The organism is Synechococcus sp. BSA11S, from assembly GCF_014224355.1.
Classification (GTDB): Bacteria; Cyanobacteriota; Cyanobacteriia; order PCC-6307; family Cyanobiaceae; genus Regnicoccus_A.
The window spans coordinates 35818-52403 of the sequence record NZ_VNWP01000006.1 but is presented as its reverse complement, the minus strand read 5'-3'; the positions used below and the strand labels follow the sequence as shown (position 1 = coordinate 52403).

Here is a 16586-nt window from a genome sequence, read left to right as displayed (position 1 = left end):
TCTGGCTCAGCCAGGCACCGACGGCATCACCAGCAGCACAATCAACCAGATGGCGCCGATGATGGGCACCAGCCCGATGAAGATCCAGGGCCAGCCCTTACCGGCGTCGCGCAACCGACGCACGCAGAGGGGAATTCCCGGCACGATGGCGGCAATGGCATAAAGGTTCTGCAGTGCGCTCAACTGACTGACCAGCTTGGCCGCCAGTCCAAGCAGGAGGCCGATGATGATGTTGGCCAGAATGAACCACCAGTAGTCGCCACGGGTGGACCGGCCGCTGTAATCGAAGGCGCGTTTCCAGCCGGAAATGTAGGCATCAAGCATGATCAAGCCGTCCTGGTTTGGTATTCGATCGCACAAACAGTGTCGGGGCCTGCTGGTGCTGTCAATCAATCGGTTGCAACCGTAGCGTTCCTACCCCAGCTCGGCCCGGCCCCCGTCCTGCCGCCACCAGCTGTCAATCGTGGCGGCCAGGCGGTCGATCTGCCGCTGGCGCAGGGGGTCATCGGCCCAGGTGCCCAGCAGGTTCTGGCGCAGGCCGGCGCTGGCGGGGGTGAGGTGGTCGCCCCCCAGCTGGACCAGCGAGCTGGCGTCACCGGGGCGCTGCTGGAGCACCTCCAGCAGGGGTGGGCTCTGGTCGAGGGGATCGCGGCCGAAGCGGATCAGCAGATTGCGGGGCACGCCGTAGAGCTGGCTCACCAGGCGCAGAGTTTCCTGCGGTGACGGGCTGAACTCGGTGCGCACCCCCAGCCGGGGGGCCAGGTCGGCCAGCAGTGGAATCGAACGATCGGCGGAGAAGTTGTTGAAACTCATGGCCACCAGGGCGTTGCTGCTCCGGCCCCCGTCCGGGGCCAGCAGGTGCAGCTTGCAACCGAGGCTGTGGCCCAGACGCAACACCGGCAGGACAGGATCTCCAGCCGGGGTGCCCTGGCCCGCCCGGGCTGAGCGGAAGGCCCGCCAGGCCTCGGTGGCCTGCGCCTGGTGGTCGAACCCCGGCACGTAACTCCAGGCCCGCAGCGTGAGTCCAAGCCGGCCGAGCGACTCCAGCAGGCGCCGGTAGCTGATCTGGGGTGTGGCCGCCAGGTAGCTGCCACCAATGAACTCGATCACCCCCGAGGGATCGGGCGGATCCAGACACCAGAGGCTCCCCTGCTGACGCCAGCGGCTCACCGGAGTCAGGCCTGAGGAACCAGCCGCCTGAGGGCAGCCAGGGCCTCACGGGCATGGGCCGCTCCATCGAGCAGGTTGTTGAACACATGGCGGACCACCCCGTCGCCATCGATCACATAGGTGACCCGGCCCGGAAGCAGATTCAGCAGCGCACCGGGCACCCCGAAGGACTGGCGCAGGGCGTTGCCCTGATCCACCAGCAGGGGGTAAGGGAGCTGGTGGCGCTGGGAGAAGCGCCCATGGCTGGCGCTGTCATCGCCGCTCACGCCCCACACCTCGGCGCCAAGGGCCTGCAGCTCGGCGTAGTTGTCGCGGAAGGCACAGGCCTCCATCGTGCAACCGGGGGTGTCGTCCTTTGGATAGAAAAACAGCACCAGCGGCCGGCCCCCCAGCTGATCGCTGCGGCGCTCGGTTCCGTTCTGATCGTTCAGGCTGATCAGGGGAGCTCTGTCACCGACCTGGATGGCCTTGCCCACGGGTGCATCGAAAACTGTGCTAGCCACCCTAGGCAGCATCAGGATCGCGCCGATTCGCTTGCCGAAGCTGGGATCATGGGAGGCAACCACCCTGGGGGAGCCCGCCCATGGCAGCACAGTCGGGATGTCCTGGGGCCGAGGATCCGGCGGACCAGGCGGCCAGCCGCTGGCAGCAGACCAGCCTGCTCAGCCTGGTGCCGCCTGCGGCCCCTCAGAGCCCGCCCGAACAACCGCCCAGGTCTGAACCAGCCGCGCACGTACCCGCCCCAGCCAGCGGCTCTCCCGGCGCCTGCCCCCAGCGGCTGCTGATCCTCGATACGGAAACCACCGGCCTGGACCCCGAGCGCGACCACTGCATCGAAGTGGGAGCGGTGCTGTTTCATGTGCAGAGCCGTGCCGTGCTCAGCCAGCTCTCCCTGCTGCTTCCCTGCCAGAGCAACCGGGCCGAGGACATCAACGGCATCGATGCCGCGGTGAGCCGGCTGGAGCAGCCCTGGCAGGCGGGGCTGGCCTATCTCCGAGCCCTGGTGGCCAGCGCCGAGGTGATGGTGGCCCACAACGCCGCCTTCGACCGGTCCTGGTTCGGCCGCGGCCCCCTGCCAGGGATCGAGAAACCCTGGCTGTGCACCATGGAGGACCTGCGCTGGCCAAGGGAACGCCGCCTGAAGGCCACCCCCTCGGTGCGGGATCTGGCCCTGGCCTACGGCATTCCGGTCTGGGCAGCGCACCGGGCCCTCACCGACTGCATCTACCTGGCCCAGGTGTTCGAACGCTGCGATCAACTGGAGTCGCTGCTGCTGGCCGGGCTGGAGCCACGGCGCCTCTACCGGGCCGAGCTGCCTTACGACCAGCGCCATCGAGCCCGGGACGCGGGATTCCGCTGGAACCAGCCTGTGGCGAAGGCCTGGAGCCGGCGCCTGAGCGAGCGGGAGGTGCGGGAGCTTGATTTTTCGGTGAGTCCGGTGGATCCGGATCCAGCCCAGTCCCACGCCGCCTGAACCGGCCTGACCCAGGCGAACATTTCATTTGCATCCGATCACGACTCGATCGGTGCTGGAAGCTGTCAAGTGCTGCAGCCATGCGCAAGCTGTGGTCAACAGCGCAAACGTCGGAGACAGCCATGGCGATGGAGCAGAGGGCAGGACCGGCCCAGCCGGAGCGGCGGCGCCACCAGCAGCAGTTGCGCCGTTGGCAGAAGGCCCGCACCTGGGCACGCCTGATCCGGGAGGCGGAGGCTCTATGGCGCGTGAACGTGCGGGATCTGCGCCGGCTGGGGGCGCTTGAGCTGGCTCAGCTTCTGCAGGAAGTGCCGCCTTCGATCCGACCGCGGGTGAACCGTTGGCTCGAGGGCTACGGAGCACTGACCAGGCTGGCTTGAGCATGGGTGGTGGCGCCACCGTCAACGCCCTGGCGGGACTCGGTCTGTTCCTGATGGGCATGACCGTGATGAGCGAGTCCTTGCGCACCCTTGCCGGCAGCAGACTGCGGGCCTGGCTGCTGCGCTTCACCCGCACCCCCTGGTCGGGGGCTCTGATTGGTGCGGCCACCACCGCGGCCCTGCAGTCGTCGTCGGCCACCACCGTGGCCACGGTTGGGTTCGTGCAGGCGGGGCTGATCAGCTTTCCCAGCTCCCTGGGCATCATCTTCGGAGCCAACGTGGGCAGTACCGGCCTCGGCTGGCTGGTGGCGCTGCTGGGGTTGAAGCTCGACCTGGCCGGCCTGATGCCACCCATGATCGCCATCGGCGCCTGCCTGCGGCTGCTCGGCCGGGGGCGGCTGGCCCAGATCGGCTTCGCCCTGGCTGGCTTCGGTGTTCTCTTCCTGGGCATCGGCACCCTGCAGGAGGCCATGGCGGGCCATGGGGTGCTGCTGCAACCGGAACGCTTCGATGGAGCCAGCCTGAGCGGACGGTTTCAGCTGGTGCTGCTGGGTCTGCTGACCACCGTGATCACCCAGTCGTCGGGGGCTGGGGTGGCGACAGCACTCACGGCGCTGACCGCGGGTGCGATCGATCTGGCCCAGGCCGGCGCGCTGGTGATCGGGATGGACGTGGGAACGACGATCACCGCCCAGATCGCCGCCCTCGGAGCCAACCTCAGCGCCCGCCGCACGGCCGCCGCCCATCTGGTCTTCAACCTGGCCACCGCAGGGCTGGCCTTCGTCCTGCTGCCGGCCTACCTGACCCTGGGCCAGCGCTGGCTGGCGGGGGCGATCGCCGCGGATCCCGAATTCGCGCTCACGGCCTTCCACACAGGTTTCAACCTGCTGGGGGTGGCGCTGCTGCTGCCTTTCACCCAGTCGTTCGCCCACATGATCCAGGCCCTGCTGCCGGCCCCGGACGGGCGCGCGGCCGATGATCTCGATGAGCCTCCCAGCGCCGACACCGGGCGGGCCCTGGATCTGGCCCAGACCGCTCAGCAGCGTGGGCTGCTGGAGCTGATGCGCCATCTGCGCCAGGCCCTGGGTGCCCCCGCCAGCAACGACCAGCGCCGGAGGGCCGCAGGCCTCGAAGATCTGGAGGCTGACCTGGCTCGGATCGAGCAGTTCCTCGATCAGATCCACCTGCGCCGTCTGGATGAACCCGAAGCCCAGCAGTTGCTGCACCTCCTGCACAGCCTCGACCACCTGCAGCGCCTGCATGAACGCTGTGAGGAAGAACCGGAGCGGGCCAGCACCGTGCGCCAGAGCAGCGCCCTGCAACGGGAGCGCCAGGACCTGCTGGCGGCCCTGGAGCAGCTGGAGCCCCTGGTGGAGGCACAGCAGTGGGGTGAGGTGGCACGGCGGAGCCAGGCCACCGGCCGCAGCCTGCACCGGCGGGTGAAGCCGCTGAGGCAAGGGGTGATGGCGGAGGTGGCCAGCGGCGGCGTCGAGGTTGAGCTGGCGAGCCAGCGGCTGGAGGCGATCCGCTGGCTGCGGCGGGTGAGCCAGCACCTGGGCCGGATCAGCGGCCATCTCGAAGCCGCGGCCCTGGCCAGGGGCTCCGGTGATCTCCCATGCCCCACGATGTCGCCCGGATAGCAGCGCGATGAGGGCAGGTCGTCTCAACTGCAGGGCTCCTTCCGCTGATGCCATGACGGGCCTGCTCTGGGAACGCCGCGCACAGATCGGCTGCTGCCTGCTGCTGCAGGGAAGCCTGCTGGCAACGGGCCTGGTGCTTGAGCACCTTCTCCAGCGCACCATCCCCTCCCCCGGGGGAGCACGGATCGCCTCAACGCGTGGATGACGCGCTTCGATCCGGGCACCCTGCGCTCCATGCGCCTCGCGGGGCGGCCGGGTGATCTCCCCAGCCAGCTCTTCATCCATGGCGGCCGGGCGCCCACGAGGCTCTCGGTGCTCTGCTTTCAGCCTGCGGGGATCGAGGAGTGCGAGCTGAAGGGAGCCCAGGGGCTCGAACCCCTGCTGAGCCGCGGGGTACCGCTCTGGGTCCGCATCCAGGGACTGGCCGACACGACCCTGATCCGTACGGTGCTCGACACCCTGGGGGTGCCGGCCCACATGCAGGCTCCTTTGCTGGAGCATCCACAGCGCCCCCGTGTCGATTCGATCGGTGAGGCGGTGCTGACGGTGCTGCACCGCCTCAGCTTCTCCGAGACGCCCGACCGACTGATCGCCGAGCAGGTGGGGTTGCTGCTGCTGCCCGACCTGCTGATCAGCCTCGAGGAGGTGCCCAGCGCCGGATCGTTTCCGCAGCTCACCCAGTGGCTCTCGTGCCTGGATCCGGCCCCGACGCGGGACGATCTGGATGACATTCTCCACTTCCTGATCGACGAACTGCTCGACGGTCACTTTCCATTGCTGGAACAACTGGCGGAGCTGCTGGAGCAGCTGGAGGAGGCTGCCCTGCTACGGCCCAAACCACGACTGCTCAGCCGCACGTACCAGATCCGCAGCAGCCTGAGGGACATCCGGGGCCAGGTGTGGCCGCTGCGCCATCAGCTGATGGTGTTGCTGCGCCAGAACCAACGGCTGCTGGGCCCCGACGCCCTGCGTGGCTTCCAGGACATGGAGCAGCGGGTGATCCTGATCTTTGAGGCCTGTGAACTCATCCGCCATCAGTGCGATTCGGTGACCGAGGCCTACATGGCCAGCATCAGCAACCGCATGAACCAGGTGATGAAGACGCTTACGATAGTGTCAACGATCTTTGCGCCACTCACCTTCATCGCCGGCATCTATGGCATGAATTTTGTGAACATGCCGGAACTGCACCTGAAGTATGGCTATGGAATCATTCTGGTGTTCATGGTGCTGGTCGCCCTGGTTCAGAGTTACTGGCTGTGGCGCCGCGGCTGGTTCCAGGACTGGACGGCGCCTCGGCACTGAGGATCGCAAGGATCGCCCAGCTCAGTCTGCGACGGGCTGGTGTGATCGACTCGCCTGAGGGGGAAGTGGGCCAACAGATGGGTTAGATTAAGCAGGTATTAACTGAGCACTCAGGAGCTATGGCAGCAGACGATGTGATCGATCGATTCGTAGCATGCCTGCGCAGCGACGCGGATCTACAACACAGCGTGAAAATGGCCACCAGCGCCGATGACGTGGTGGCAGCCGCTGCCTCCAGGGGCATGGAGTTCTCGAGCGCCTCTCTGGTGAGGTGTTTCGCCCGGACTCTGATGGAGGGCTCCGATGAGGTCGTGGTGAAGAAGTTCGACGAACTGGGCTGGGATGCCGGCGAAATCCTCTGGTTCCTCAAATCACTCGGATCAGGATCCTGACCTGGGAGCCTGTCGCACATAGATCAGGGTCCAGCTTCTCCACAGACGGCACTGAATCCGCCCAGACCTCTGTGATTGCAATGGTTCTGGGTGAGAGAACGGGGCATGGTCAAGCCCAAGTCCTTCCGCCCCTGGAACCCTGAGCAGACCCTGCTTTTTCCGCCCTCACCGGTGGAGTGGCTGCCGGAGAACCATCTGGTGTTCTTCCTGCTGGATCTGGCGGCTGAGCTGGATCTGCGCGAGATCCACTCCTACGACCTCCAGAAGGATCCGCGGGGTGAGAAGGCGTACGAGCCGCGGATGATGGTTGTGCTGCTCCTCTATGCCTACCGCGTCGGACTGCCAAGCTCTCGCCTACCTGGCCGCAGGCCAGCGTGCCGGAGGCACTAGATCGAGAAGGCTTGCTGGGAGGACACTGCCTTCCGGGTCCTGACCGGCAACCAACAGCCGGACCACAGCCGCATCATCGACTTCAGCCGCCGTCACCTGAGCGCCCTGGCCGGGCTGTTTGTTCAGGTGCTCAGGCTGTGTCAGAAGGTCGAGATCCTCGATGCCCAGGAGGATCGCCCCTACAGCAAGGGCAACCGCGGAAGTGATCTTCCCGATGAACTGCGTCGGCGTCAGGAGGAAGCAGAAGAGGCCAAGGCGGCAAGGAAGGAAGCGATCGAGGCCGCCGAAAACGCCGGCATCGAACTGCCGGATCTGGAGCGACTTGTGTCTGCAGCCGGAGGCTTCCACGCAGCGGTTGCGATGCCCTGGCGGGGCTTGGAGAGAAGTGCTGATGGCACACCAACCAAGAAGAACCAGCGCAACTTCACCGATCCCGACGGCCACCTGATGAAGTCAGATGGACACTTCATCCAGGGGGAGATGATGCGCATGGTGGTGGCCTGAGGTGCGTGCACGAACGGCACCCGGTTCGCGTGCCACCAGGTGTCAGGCGACAGCGAAAACTGGAGGACCAAAAGCGGATATCGCTTGACAAAAGTTATCTATGGCTCAAGGGACCGTGAATCAACTTTTCGTCCTGATACACACGGTGTGAGTTGCTGCCGACCTCCTTTGGATTCCCTCTCTTGCTCCTGCCCGTCTTGCAGACGAGGGTGGACATGGCCATCTCAATGCCCGTGGCTCAGGCTCAGGGGAAGTGCGTGGATGGAAGGATCAAATTCTGTTGTCTTCAGGAGCTTTCCGAGATTCACCTCAGATTCCAGAAGGCAAGCGTGGCCACTGTCTGGTAGCTGCACAGTACGCGCATTGGGAAGGTGTCGAACGAGTCTTCCGGCTTCGTCAAGGGATGGAAGGAGCCGGTCTGCACCTGACGCCAGCAGCAGGACGGGCTGCCTGATTCGTCCCAAGGGCAACGTCTCAAGGGTGAACTTCGTGAGCAGGGAAATCCTCCAGGCAGCACTTCTGGGGGAAACTGATTGCATGGCCTGCAATAAAGCCTGTCGATTAGACAGAGAAACCCGTTGTGGCTGGATCAGGAGTGGAAGCAATCCGAAGGCTGAAAGCCGATACAGGGTGGGCGGCAAGCGTTGAGTGATTGATGCTCCCCAGCTGACCCATGGTTGATGGACAGCAGAGGTGGCAGGATTGACAAGAATCAGATGTTGGCAAAGAGAAGGGTGGGAAGCTGCAAGCTGCAGGGCCAGACAACCACCAAAGGATTCACCGCAAATGTAGGTGGGACGTGACTGGACTTGACGCTGCTCACTGGCGATCAATCGAGCTGTTTGCGCAACAAGCATATCCCAGCCGGCCAAGTCATCCGAGGGAATGGAAAGGCAACGGATGTCAAATGAGGCCTTCAACCCTGAAATCTGAGGCCTGAGTAGTGCTCCAGTTCCATCCATCCCTGGCAGATAGATAAACAAGGGACGAGACGGCTTGAGAGATCCGACAAGGGGAGATGACAGTGGATTAACCAAAAGTGGCATGGAGGAAAGAGCCAGTTACGAGCAGCCTTCGCGTATCAGTTTGATAATCTGATTACGGCAAGAGTTGGTAAGCTCTCGTGCAAGCAAGCCACCTTGTCGCCCGTAATACTCTGCTCTTTGCTTGTCTTTGACCCATATGGGGTGTCCCGCAAGTACGCGGACATGCTGATAACGAACGCTGTGATGCCAGCCACCACGATCAAACAAGGGTTCTGATGGGTCAACCAGTTTGAAGAGGCTGAGTGGGGCGAGGTTGCTTGTCTTCTCCTGAAGCGAAGCGATGGCCACTGGCAGGATGGCCACATCGCCAACTGAACCCCGCATGGCGAGGTGGGCAAAACCGCGGTGGAAGGACCTGATTCGATTTGGTGTCGATAACTGAATCATGGGTTCTGCACCCTCTGGAAAGATCCCGACAACTTCTTTCTCGTCCAGAAGACTGACGGCCTTCTGAAAAAAATCCTTGTGTCTTTTTTGTGGTGCATCGAGAGGAAATGCCCCCATAGCTGAGACCATCTCCCTCAAGCCTGGCACCCGACTCATGTAGTAGTGGCATGCAAAACGTATTGGCCGGTTCAGTGCTGCCATCAGCAATGGAGCGTCCAGCAAGCTGCGATGGTTGCTGACAAGGATGATGCGATTAACAGTGGGAACTCGCTCGATGAAATGATAAGTAGCTTTCGTGCCTGCGGCACTAATGAGAAGCCGTGAGAGATGGAGCGGCAGGTCGGCAATCAGCTCAGGAGCTGATGCAACGGCGCTGGCTGCCAAAGGGCTTAACAATGGAGATCTGATTTGTCTTCCTATCATGTCTTGGGGATGCTCGACATCGCTGAGTGCGGGCAAGTATGATGCCTATTAATCAAATTGAATTGCGAGTGATGCAGTCACGAGCTTAGTCCTGGCTGGAGGGCTCGCTCCAATGAGACAGCAGCTGGTTCGAAGCATGCCGACTTGGTCGGTTGATTTAATGTCTAGCTGCTGAACCTAGTGAATACCAATTATACGGTGCTCATGGCTGAACCGCGTCTGGGGTGGTCCGCAGCGGCTACCACGCCTGGCGGCAGCGGTGGGAGGTGCGTGAAAGCGGGCGGCCGACAACGCCGTGATCACCGCAGACATTCGGAGTGTGTTCATGCAGCACCGCGGCTTCTGCGGCCCCCCCCCCCCCCGGGTTCACCATGAGCTCCGTTCAGCAGGCCAGCAGTTCGATCGGCAGCCACCGAGTCGCTCGACTCATGCGCCGCGCCCAGCTGAGGGCCAGCAGCACCACCCCGGGCCAGATCCTCTCGGGTTCTGGGCGTGGTTCTCAGGCCCAAGGCGGCCAAGGCCTCAGGGAGATCAGCTGACATTTTCACGGCTTTCGTCGACCAAGCGGGTCAGGAGCGGATGCTCGCGACTGTCGCCATCACTGCAAGAGGGGCCAGCGAATCGGCATGTGCCGTTTTCCAGTTCAACTTTGCTGGAGCCCTTGGCAGGGTTGCGGAGCTCCAGCAGCTTCACTGGGAACGACCGTTTGACCAGCCACGGCTTCGCCTGGTGATGCTCCTCCGAAAGATCCCCCATCCTGGGGATGTGGTGACGGCGGCACCTGGGGGATGGTGATGAGGTGGGAGGGGGCGACCTCTTCAGCAACCTCACCTCAGGGCCATGACGACAAAAATCCTTACCAAGGAAGATCCAGCCGTGCAACGGCTATGCAAGAAACGCGGAATACCTCTTGATCCAATGCCTACCATTGATTCAATGGTAGTGATGTTTCTTCGCAAGCATGGTGTTGACGTAACCCCGCCTCGTGGAACAACTGCTGGAGATGCTCTCAGCGGCGCCTTCTTAGGCGCGATGGGGCCTGCTGCTTCATTCGGCGGAGCTCACTTAAAGAATCAAGAGAAAATTGCTGCGATGCAGGTATGGACAAGCTGGAAACAGTGGGCCCTGGGTCATGCTGACTGGAAAGAGTACAGAAACGATGTCGAGCGTCACTACGAGGAAAACCAGGCGCTTGTGGAAGAACTTCTTGAGGATCCTGGGTTTCGCTCAGAATGCATGAAAGAACAGGCAAGTCAAAAGCTAAATCAAATTACAGGATACAAGACACTCGTGGCTGCATTGATCGCAGGCTTCCTTGCCCTGGCGGGCATTGGCCATGTAACTGGCGGCTCAAAGTTGCCTACATTTATGTTCAACGACTCAGCCAGACCTTATCGCTAAGCCAAGCCGGGCCGGTCTGAATACAACACCCATAACGGGGAATAAGGACACCGCGATTCGTTTCTGAGGTGGCGTTTCGCAGGCATCGGAGGCCCGGCAAAACTTCTCCCAACACCAATTCCATCACCTCAGTCAGCCCACCTTGCCTGAACTTCAGATCCATCTCCTTGATGACATGCTCCCCGTCCTGATTGGTGAGTCGTCTCCACCATTGTCGCGCCTCTCACCTTGTCACCTGGTGGTGCTCCATTGATTGACTCGCTCTTGAGCGGATTCAATTGCAGGCAAGTGACGTTGAGTCGATTGGATTGACAGATCCAGGGTGCTGCAGGAGGCTGAAGGATCAGCTCAGATCTGTGGCACTGATGCTTCCAGCCGTTGAACAGTTCATCGAACAGGTCAAAGCTGATGACGACCTGCAGCAGAAGGTCAAACGAGCCCTCAAAGCTGAAGAACTGGCCGAGCTGGCCGGCGAGGTGGGAATCACCTTCACACCGGCTGAACTGGTGAAGAGTTTCGCCCACCTGCTGCTGGAGAGCGACGATGACAGGGCCGTGGCCCTGTTCGACAACCTGGGCTGGGACGCCGGGGAACTGGTCTGGGCTCTGAAGGGTTGGGGACCCTGACTCAAGGCCACTGATTGTGGCGCCGTCGGTGGCGACTCGCCCGGGAGCGGCAGGTGCTGGAGCAGTAGCGAGCATCGCGCCGCCGGGCCTTGAACGGTTCATGGCAGCAGGCGCAGAGGTGCTGGGTCTGCGCGCTCCGGTCCTGCAGCGAGCGGCAGTCCGTCAGCTCGCCCAGCACAAGATCCAGGCCATAGCCTTCGCGCAACAGGCTCTCGCTGTCGGCATACCCAAGGGCCTGCGCCAGGCGGGGCGCCTCGAGCAGAAAACGCTGGAGCAGTTGCACCAACGCATAACCCTCCCCCCAGAACCAGCGACGTCGCTGACGCACCAGCTCAGGCCAGTGCTCGAGCGGCTGGTCGCTGAGACGATCATCGAAGGCCGGATCCGCAACAGGGCGGGCCCCGTTGACGCCTTGCTCAGCCGACGGGCTGGAGCGCTCCGATGCCATAGGCCATCCCCCCAAGCCCTGAACCGACTGCGCCATAGCCTATGGGTTGTGGCCATGACAACCCGGCCCCAACCGATCGGTTCTCGACAGGATCGTGCCGAGAATCAAGCCATCGCCACTGGAGAGCATGGAACCAGCCAGGGACCCTGAGGCCATCAGCAACGGTGCCCATGCCGCCCAGCTGATCCAGAAACAGACCCGCCGGCTGGGCCGCCTGCAGCCGGAGGTGCTGGCCGACTCGGATCCCGAACCGCTGCATCAGCTGCGGGTGAGCCTCCGGCGGTTGCGCACGGTTCTGGCGCAGTTCCAGCCGGCCCTGGTCCTTCCCGAACATGTCAGTGAGCGCCGGATCGCCCGGGTGGCCGCTCGCACCGGACTCTGCCGCGATCTCGACGTGCTGCGCCAGCGCCTGGAGACAGGGCTGCTGCCATCGCTGCCCCAGCGAGAGGCCAAGGCGCTGAGGCCTGCCATGAAGCAACTGGGCCGGGATCGGCGCCGGGCCTTCGAGGGTCTGGCGGAAGCCTTGCGCAGCCATCGCTACCTGAAGCTGCTGGAGCGCCTGCATCGCTGGCAGGATCGCCCCCGCTACACGAGCCTGGGGGTCTTGCCCTTGCAACCCTGGCTGGGGGAGTGGGGTACCAAGGCCGTGGCCGGATTGTTTCTGGAACAGGGCTGGTTCAGCGACGACCCCAACGATCCGGCGCTGCATGGCCTTCGCAAGCGAATCAAGGGGGTGCGCTACGGCCTCGAGAACCTCGAGCCCTACCTCCAGCCATCCCTGAGCCACTGGATCGCCGATCTGAGGCAGGGCCAGGACATCCTGGGAGAGTTGCACGATCTGCAGGTGCTGGCCGAAGTGCTCGGGGATGTGCTCGGAACCACCCCCGCTCAGACGTTTCCCCAGCTCAGCCACTGGATCGAGCGCCAGCAGAGCGACGCCTGGCAGCACTGGCTGGCCCTCTCAGACCGTCTTCGCCTGGAGGACAACCGCAGGTCGCTGCTGGCCCTGCTGGCGGTGCCGGATCAGGACACAAAAAAACCGGCTGGGGAAGCCGGTGAAGAAGCAATGAACGGCTGATCAATCGGAGCGGCGGGATTTGAACCCACGACCCCCACTACCCCAAAGTGGTGCGCTACCAAGCTGCGCTACGCCCCGTCAGAAGGGAAGCTATCACAGCCCCCGCGGCAGCCGGGACTCCCAGGCGCGCACCCGTTTCAGCCGGCGCAGAATGCGGGCGGTGAGCCGGTCGCGACCCTGACTGGCGTAGCCCCAGAGGCGAAGCTGCCGGGCCAGCTGCCGCAGTTGCACCAGGTTCAGGGCCGCCAGGCGCAGTTCCGGCAAACGCCGCCAGGCGCTGGCTGTGACCGGCAGGGGATTGCCCTGGTTCACCCCCGGGATCGAGCGCATCGCGCCTCCGGCCATCCACTCGGGCACCAGCACGAACAGCACCGCCAGCAGGCCGTAGAGCTCCACCAGACCCTTGGGCAAGGGGTGGAGTTGTCGTTTGCCGTCGGGGCCGTCGTCGGGGGATGCCAAGGAACTCAGAGCAGAGTGCCTTTCGGCTGGCCCGCCGGAGCGGCGGGGACACTGCGCCCCGGCGACTCCTTCCAGAGCAGGGGGGTCTCCCGGGTCGGCTGGAGCCGCACGCTCCAGAACACCAGGGCGGCCACCACTCCGAGGGTGATCGCCATCAGCAGCAGCACGGTTCGATCGGGGAGGGGGGTCATGCCATCAGACCTGATCCGTGCGCAGGCAGTGCAGCCGCTGGGGAAGACGCTCCAGGGTGAGTTCATCGCCACGCAGGATCAGACGCAGACGATCGGTGCCGTAGCGCAGTCCGGGGAGGGGCGAGTCTTCGCGGAAGAGGGTGGTGCGGGAGCGGCCGGCCAGCAGCGAGGCCTGAGCGTCGTTGCGCTCCACCACCACCTTGTTGGTGTCGTTGCAGAGGAAGGTTTCGCGCACCTCGTAGTTCTCCCACCAGGGCGAGGACATCGCCACGGCTGCGCCAGCGAAGGGAAGGGCAAGCAGGGGAACCCAGGCCAGAAGCCGAGGCCAGCCGAGCCTGCGGTGCTGCTTTGTCGACGACATCCCCATGACCTGCCAGAACCTGAGTTTGCACCAGCCGCCCAGGGAACGCCAGGCATCAGTGATCCCTCACCCCGGCAGCACCTGGCGGTAACCGCCGGCAGAGATCACCTGCAGGGGGGTTTCGAACAGGGCACTGAGGGGGGCCTCGTCCAGCAGCTGCGCCGCCGGGCCATCCGCCACGACCGCACCCTCACGCATCAGCACACAGCGGCTGATCTCGGGAATGATCGACTCGATCTGATGGGTGACGAGCAGCAGGGTGGTGCCAGCCTGGGCCAGCTCTCGCAGGTCGATCAACAGCTGGTGTTTGGCGCGCAGGTCAAGCCCGGCGGTGGGTTCATCCAGCACCAGCACCCGGGGATCGTGCACCAGGGCGCGCGCCAGCAGCAGGCGGGTGCGCTGGCCATCGGAGAGATGGCGGTAGGGCCGTTCGGCCAGCGATTCCAGCCGCAGCCGGACCATCAGCTCACGCACCCGCTCGCGCTGCTCGGGGCTGGGGTGCTGGCTGGGGCCGATCCCCACCGAGCCGAAGAATCCCGAGAGCACCACGTCTTGGGCGCTGACTCCCGGGACGTAGCCGGCCTGGAGGTCACGGGAGACAAGTCCGATCCGGGCACGCAGATCCCAGAGGTTGACTGTTTCACTCCCGAACAGGCGCAGGCCGGAGCCCGGCTTGACCACGGGATAGATCTCACGGCTGACCAGCTTGATCAGGGCGCTCTTGCCGGCCCCGTTCGGCCCCAGGATCACGGTGTTTTCCCCCCGGTGGAGGCGCAGGCTGAGGTTGTCAAAGACCCGCCGGGGGCCCAGCCAGGCCTCCACGGCCTGCAGCTCGAGGTAGGGCTCGGCGGCCATCATGGCATCTGTCGCAATGCCTCCAGCGCCAGTTGCAGGGAGGGGGCCAGGGGCCGGGTCTGCTGAAGTCTGGGGCTCCAGATCTGGCCGGAAGCCAACTCCTCGAAGCCGGCGAGGACCATGTCCTGCCCCTCCAGAAGCTGCAGCGCCTCCAGGGGCACGGGCAGACCCGAGCGGAAGAAATGGGCAATCCGCTGGGGACTGCTGTGGCTGAACCAGAAGTGAAGGTCGCCGGAGCACCAGCTGATTTCCTCCTGCAGCTCCCGCCGCAGGGCCTGCTCGGGACTCTCCCCCGGGTCGAGATGACCGCCGAAGAGGCCCCAGGTGCCCGGGGCCACGATGCCCGCGAGGTCGTCCCGGAGCTGCAGCAACCAACGCCCCTCCTGCTCGAGCATTGCCAGGGCCACCTCCACCATCAGACCGGCTCAGGCAGAGCCTGCATCAGGCCGGTCCATCGAGCACGAAGCGGTAGCGCACATCGCCTTGGTGCAGCCGGGCGATGGCGGTGTTGATCTCGGCCATCGGCAGATGCTCCGCCAGCGGCGCGATGCCGTGGCGAGCACAGAACTCCACCATGCGGCGCAGGGAGGCCGGAGATGAGGTGGGGCTGCCGGTGACGCTTCGACGTCCGGCAATCAGCGGGAAGGCCGGGATCTGCAGGGGGTTGAGCGGCACACCGAGCTGATGCAGCCGGCCCAGGGGCGCGAGGCTGGCGATCAGGACCGGCCAATCGAGAGCGTGGTTGCTCGTGTTGATCACCAGATCGAAGGCGCCCGGATGGGAACCCAGCTCGGAGAGGGCCAGCACCCGGTGGGCTCCGAGACGGCGGGCCTCGTCCGCCTTGGCCAGGGAGGTGGTGAGCGCGGTGACCTCACAGCCCCAGGCCCGGGCGAACTGAAGGGCGAGGTGCCCAAGCCCGCCGATGCCGATCACAGCCACCCGCGCCGTGGGCGAGACGGCCTCATCGAAGAGCGGAGCGAAGACGGTGATTCCACCACAGAACAACGGCCCGGCATCGGCGGGCGAAACTCCGTCGGGAATGGGCACGATCCAGTCCTGATGGGCCATGACATGGCTGGCGAAACCACCATGGCGCCCCACCACCGACGCCTCGAGCGAGGGACAGAGGTTGGCGTTGCCACCGAGGCACCAGTCGCAGTGGCGGCAGCTGCCGGCGATCCAGCCCAGGCCCTGGGTCGTTCCCAGCAGACCGCTGTCCACCCCGGCACCCACCGCCGCCACCCGACCGACCACCTCATGGCCGGGCACGAGTGGATAGGTGCTGACCCCCCAGGCGTTCTCGAGCATCGAGAGGTCGCTGTGGCACAGCCCGCAGTGCAGCACCTCCAGCAGCACTTCATCCGGGCCCGGATCCAGCAGTGTGGCCTTGGAGCGCTCCAGCGGAGCACCCTTGGCTGCCGCCTGCCACACGGTGATCTCCACCCGTCCTCAGCGTTGAGGAATCAACGTAACGCAGCCTCATGGACGTCGTTCCAACAGGAACAGATAGGGCCGCGGGACGCCCTTCTCCTGCATCAGACCCAGAACGGTGTCGCCATCCACCTGGCGAAAAGTGTCCTGCACCGGCAGATGGTCGTAGAGCATCGTGGCGCTCACCACACCGCGCACCTCCATGCGCCGCAGCCGGGCCTGGGAGTGCTCGGTGCGAAGCAGCCACAAGGCCCGGCGCAGCAAGGGCAGCGGCACAGTCAACGACCGGGGGGAGAGGCGGCGTGCCAGGGCAAGCGACCCTGGCAGAGCGCGGATTGGGAAGGGCTCCCCATCCCCGAGGCGCATCAGCAGGGGATGCACATGCTCCGCATCGAGGAACTCCTTGCCGTACCAACCCGAGGCCTCCAACCAGCCCTCCATGGGATGACCGGTGCGGATCTCGCGGCCTTCCCAGCGGCCCCAGAGGAGGTCAAGAGGCACCGGAGGCAATCCATCAAAGACTGCCAGCGCCTGCTCGAGGCCGGCGCGGCGCTCCTGCAACAGGGAATGAAGGCTGGGGTCGATGGCCATGGTCTGAACCCTGGGCGGTTGGAAAGGTGACGGC

Annotated in this window: 25 protein-coding genes and 1 tRNA gene; 11 read left to right on the top strand and 15 right to left on the bottom strand. The window is 64.5% G+C overall.

Features of this window, described 5'->3' with window-relative positions:
* Positions 1-6: 6 nt before the first annotated feature.
* The 3 genes from FPZ61_RS07190 to FPZ61_RS07180 all read right to left on the bottom strand — a co-directional run bounded on the left by FPZ61_RS07190 (position 7) and on the right by FPZ61_RS07180 (position 1673).
* On the bottom strand, positions 7-324 hold the full coding sequence (locus FPZ61_RS07190; RefSeq protein WP_255441449.1) for a DUF805 domain-containing protein: 318 nt from the start codon (positions 322-324) through the stop codon (positions 7-9).
* Between the two features lie 90 nt (positions 325-414).
* Positions 415-1170, bottom strand: a complete 756-nt coding sequence (locus FPZ61_RS07185) for a DUF1350 family protein (protein ID WP_185465446.1) — start codon at positions 1168-1170, stop codon at positions 415-417.
* A gap of 5 nt (positions 1171-1175) precedes the next feature.
* A complete protein-coding gene (locus FPZ61_RS07180; RefSeq protein WP_370593392.1) occupies positions 1176-1673 on the bottom strand; it encodes a peroxiredoxin in 498 nt (165 codons plus the stop codon).
* A gap of 80 nt (positions 1674-1753) precedes the next feature.
* Here FPZ61_RS07180 and FPZ61_RS07175 point away from each other — a divergent pair, with 80 nt between their 5' ends.
* From FPZ61_RS07175 to FPZ61_RS07140, 8 genes are all read left to right on the top strand, one after another.
* Positions 1754-2644 carry a 3'-5' exonuclease gene (locus FPZ61_RS07175; RefSeq protein WP_185465445.1) on the top strand — a complete coding sequence of 297 codons (891 nt, stop codon included), beginning with the start codon at positions 1754-1756 and terminating at the stop codon, positions 2642-2644.
* A gap of 122 nt (positions 2645-2766) precedes the next feature.
* Positions 2767-3024: a hypothetical protein gene (locus FPZ61_RS07170; protein ID WP_185465444.1), complete on the top strand. Its 258-nt coding sequence runs from the start codon at positions 2767-2769 to the stop codon at positions 3022-3024.
* Between the two features lie 2 nt (positions 3025-3026).
* Positions 3027-4664, top strand: a complete 1638-nt coding sequence (locus tag FPZ61_RS07165; protein ID WP_185465563.1) for a Na/Pi cotransporter family protein — start codon at positions 3027-3029, stop codon at positions 4662-4664.
* 52 nt (positions 4665-4716) lie between these two features.
* Positions 4717-4869, top strand: coding sequence for a hypothetical protein (locus FPZ61_RS07160; protein ID WP_185465443.1), 153 nt, complete (start codon positions 4717-4719; stop codon positions 4867-4869).
* Positions 4866-5969, top strand: coding sequence for a magnesium/cobalt transporter CorA (gene corA / locus FPZ61_RS07155; RefSeq protein ID WP_255441448.1), 1104 nt, complete (start codon positions 4866-4868; stop codon positions 5967-5969). Before FPZ61_RS07160 ends, corA begins: the two co-directional genes overlap by 4 nt.
* 119 nt (positions 5970-6088) lie before the next feature.
* Positions 6089-6361, top strand: a complete 273-nt coding sequence (locus tag FPZ61_RS07150) for a Nif11 family protein (RefSeq protein ID WP_185465442.1) — start codon at positions 6089-6091, stop codon at positions 6359-6361.
* Between the two features lie 105 nt (positions 6362-6466).
* Positions 6467-6751 carry a hypothetical protein gene (locus tag FPZ61_RS07145; protein ID WP_185465441.1) on the top strand — a complete coding sequence of 95 codons (285 nt, stop codon included), beginning with the start codon at positions 6467-6469 and terminating at the stop codon, positions 6749-6751.
* A gap of 126 nt (positions 6752-6877) precedes the next feature.
* A complete protein-coding gene (locus tag FPZ61_RS07140; protein ID WP_185465440.1) occupies positions 6878-7255 on the top strand; it encodes a hypothetical protein in 378 nt (125 codons plus the stop codon).
* 224 nt (positions 7256-7479) lie between these two features.
* On the opposite strand, the gene FPZ61_RS07135 is transcribed toward FPZ61_RS07140, so the two are convergent.
* The 3 genes from FPZ61_RS07135 to FPZ61_RS07125 all read right to left on the bottom strand — a co-directional run bounded on the left by FPZ61_RS07135 (position 7480) and on the right by FPZ61_RS07125 (position 9867).
* Entirely contained in the window at positions 7480-8175 is a 696-nt protein-coding gene (locus FPZ61_RS07135; RefSeq protein ID WP_255441447.1) for an alpha/beta fold hydrolase, read from the bottom strand.
* A 141-nt stretch (positions 8176-8316) separates the two neighbouring features.
* On the bottom strand, positions 8317-9147 hold the full coding sequence (locus tag FPZ61_RS07130; RefSeq protein ID WP_255441446.1) for a 1-acyl-sn-glycerol-3-phosphate acyltransferase: 831 nt from the start codon (positions 9145-9147) through the stop codon (positions 8317-8319).
* 495 nt (positions 9148-9642) lie between these two features.
* On the bottom strand, positions 9643-9867 hold the full coding sequence (locus tag FPZ61_RS07125) for a hypothetical protein (RefSeq protein WP_185465438.1): 225 nt from the start codon (positions 9865-9867) through the stop codon (positions 9643-9645).
* Between the two features lie 84 nt (positions 9868-9951).
* Here FPZ61_RS07125 and FPZ61_RS07120 point away from each other — a divergent pair, with 84 nt between their 5' ends.
* Both FPZ61_RS07120 and FPZ61_RS07115 read left to right on the top strand, forming a co-directional pair.
* Positions 9952-10512, top strand: coding sequence for a hypothetical protein (locus tag FPZ61_RS07120; protein ID WP_185465437.1), 561 nt, complete (start codon positions 9952-9954; stop codon positions 10510-10512).
* 365 nt (positions 10513-10877) lie between these two features.
* On the top strand, positions 10878-11138 hold the full coding sequence (locus FPZ61_RS07115) for a Nif11-like leader peptide family natural product precursor (RefSeq protein ID WP_185465436.1): 261 nt from the start codon (positions 10878-10880) through the stop codon (positions 11136-11138).
* Position 11139: 1 nt separating this feature from the next.
* On the opposite strand, the gene FPZ61_RS07110 is transcribed toward FPZ61_RS07115, so the two are convergent.
* Positions 11140-11586, bottom strand: coding sequence for a hypothetical protein (locus FPZ61_RS07110; RefSeq protein WP_185465435.1), 447 nt, complete (start codon positions 11584-11586; stop codon positions 11140-11142).
* Positions 11587-11713: 127 nt separating this feature from the next.
* Between FPZ61_RS07110 and FPZ61_RS07105 the strand changes: the two genes are divergently transcribed.
* Positions 11714-12664: a CHAD domain-containing protein gene (locus FPZ61_RS07105; RefSeq protein ID WP_185465434.1), complete on the top strand. Its 951-nt coding sequence runs from the start codon at positions 11714-11716 to the stop codon at positions 12662-12664.
* A gap of 4 nt (positions 12665-12668) precedes the next feature.
* On the opposite strand, the gene FPZ61_RS07100 is transcribed toward FPZ61_RS07105, so the two are convergent.
* The 8 genes from FPZ61_RS07100 to FPZ61_RS07065 all read right to left on the bottom strand — a co-directional run bounded on the left by FPZ61_RS07100 (position 12669) and on the right by FPZ61_RS07065 (position 16552).
* Positions 12669-12742 (bottom strand) — tRNA-Pro (locus FPZ61_RS07100).
* A 15-nt stretch (positions 12743-12757) separates the two neighbouring features.
* A complete protein-coding gene (locus FPZ61_RS07095) occupies positions 12758-13123 on the bottom strand; it encodes a hypothetical protein (RefSeq protein WP_255441445.1) in 366 nt (121 codons plus the stop codon).
* A 5-nt stretch (positions 13124-13128) separates the two neighbouring features.
* Positions 13129-13314, bottom strand: coding sequence for a hypothetical protein (locus FPZ61_RS07090; RefSeq protein WP_185465433.1), 186 nt, complete (start codon positions 13312-13314; stop codon positions 13129-13131).
* Positions 13315-13318: 4 nt separating this feature from the next.
* Positions 13319-13675, bottom strand: a complete 357-nt coding sequence (locus FPZ61_RS07085) for a hypothetical protein (RefSeq protein ID WP_185465432.1) — start codon at positions 13673-13675, stop codon at positions 13319-13321.
* Between the two features lie 66 nt (positions 13676-13741).
* Positions 13742-14533, bottom strand: coding sequence for an ABC transporter ATP-binding protein (locus tag FPZ61_RS07080; protein WP_185465431.1), 792 nt, complete (start codon positions 14531-14533; stop codon positions 13742-13744).
* The gene (locus FPZ61_RS07075; RefSeq protein ID WP_185465430.1) at positions 14530-14946 is read right to left on the bottom strand and encodes an NUDIX domain-containing protein; all 417 of its coding nucleotides are present in this window, start codon (positions 14944-14946) and stop codon (positions 14530-14532) included. Before FPZ61_RS07075 ends, FPZ61_RS07080 begins: the two co-directional genes overlap by 4 nt.
* A 25-nt stretch (positions 14947-14971) precedes the next feature.
* On the bottom strand, positions 14972-15973 hold the full coding sequence (locus tag FPZ61_RS07070; protein WP_185465429.1) for an NAD(P)-dependent alcohol dehydrogenase: 1002 nt from the start codon (positions 15971-15973) through the stop codon (positions 14972-14974).
* Positions 15974-16009: 36 nt separating this feature from the next.
* Positions 16010-16552: a DUF4334 domain-containing protein gene (locus FPZ61_RS07065; protein ID WP_185465428.1), complete on the bottom strand. Its 543-nt coding sequence runs from the start codon at positions 16550-16552 to the stop codon at positions 16010-16012.
* Positions 16553-16586 lie beyond the last annotated feature (34 nt).

Excerpts from the sequence above, each read along its gene's own strand:
- FPZ61_RS07175 (WP_185465445.1), top strand. The coding sequence starts at position 1,754 with ATGGCAGCACAGTCGGGATGTCCTGGGGCCGAGGATCCGGCGGACCAG.
- FPZ61_RS07065 (WP_185465428.1), bottom strand. The coding sequence starts at position 16,552 with ATGGCCATCGACCCCAGCCTTCATTCCCTGTTGCAGGAGCGCCGCGCC.
- FPZ61_RS07080 (WP_185465431.1), bottom strand. The coding sequence starts at position 14,533 with ATGATGGCCGCCGAGCCCTACCTCGAGCTGCAGGCCGTGGAGGCCTGG.
- FPZ61_RS07090 (WP_185465433.1), bottom strand. The coding sequence starts at position 13,314 with ATGACCCCCCTCCCCGATCGAACCGTGCTGCTGCTGATGGCGATCACC.
- FPZ61_RS07150 (WP_185465442.1), top strand. The coding sequence starts at position 6,089 with ATGGCAGCAGACGATGTGATCGATCGATTCGTAGCATGCCTGCGCAGC.
- FPZ61_RS07115 (WP_185465436.1), top strand. The coding sequence starts at position 10,878 with ATGCTTCCAGCCGTTGAACAGTTCATCGAACAGGTCAAAGCTGATGAC.
- FPZ61_RS07120 (WP_185465437.1), top strand. The coding sequence starts at position 9,952 with ATGACGACAAAAATCCTTACCAAGGAAGATCCAGCCGTGCAACGGCTA.
- FPZ61_RS07075 (WP_185465430.1), bottom strand. The coding sequence starts at position 14,946 with ATGGTGGAGGTGGCCCTGGCAATGCTCGAGCAGGAGGGGCGTTGGTTG.
- corA (WP_255441448.1), top strand. The coding sequence starts at position 4,866 with ATGACGCGCTTCGATCCGGGCACCCTGCGCTCCATGCGCCTCGCGGGG.
- FPZ61_RS07170 (WP_185465444.1), top strand. The coding sequence starts at position 2,767 with ATGGCGATGGAGCAGAGGGCAGGACCGGCCCAGCCGGAGCGGCGGCGC.
- FPZ61_RS07165 (WP_185465563.1), top strand. The coding sequence starts at position 3,027 with ATGGGTGGTGGCGCCACCGTCAACGCCCTGGCGGGACTCGGTCTGTTC.
- FPZ61_RS07190 (WP_255441449.1), bottom strand. The coding sequence starts at position 324 with ATGCTTGATGCCTACATTTCCGGCTGGAAACGCGCCTTCGATTACAGC.
- FPZ61_RS07105 (WP_185465434.1), top strand. The coding sequence starts at position 11,714 with ATGGAACCAGCCAGGGACCCTGAGGCCATCAGCAACGGTGCCCATGCC.
- FPZ61_RS07125 (WP_185465438.1), bottom strand. The coding sequence starts at position 9,867 with ATGGGGGATCTTTCGGAGGAGCATCACCAGGCGAAGCCGTGGCTGGTC.
- FPZ61_RS07145 (WP_185465441.1), top strand. The coding sequence starts at position 6,467 with ATGGTCAAGCCCAAGTCCTTCCGCCCCTGGAACCCTGAGCAGACCCTG.
- FPZ61_RS07160 (WP_185465443.1), top strand. The coding sequence starts at position 4,717 with ATGACGGGCCTGCTCTGGGAACGCCGCGCACAGATCGGCTGCTGCCTG.
- FPZ61_RS07085 (WP_185465432.1), bottom strand. The coding sequence starts at position 13,675 with ATGTCGTCGACAAAGCAGCACCGCAGGCTCGGCTGGCCTCGGCTTCTG.
- FPZ61_RS07110 (WP_185465435.1), bottom strand. The coding sequence starts at position 11,586 with ATGGCATCGGAGCGCTCCAGCCCGTCGGCTGAGCAAGGCGTCAACGGG.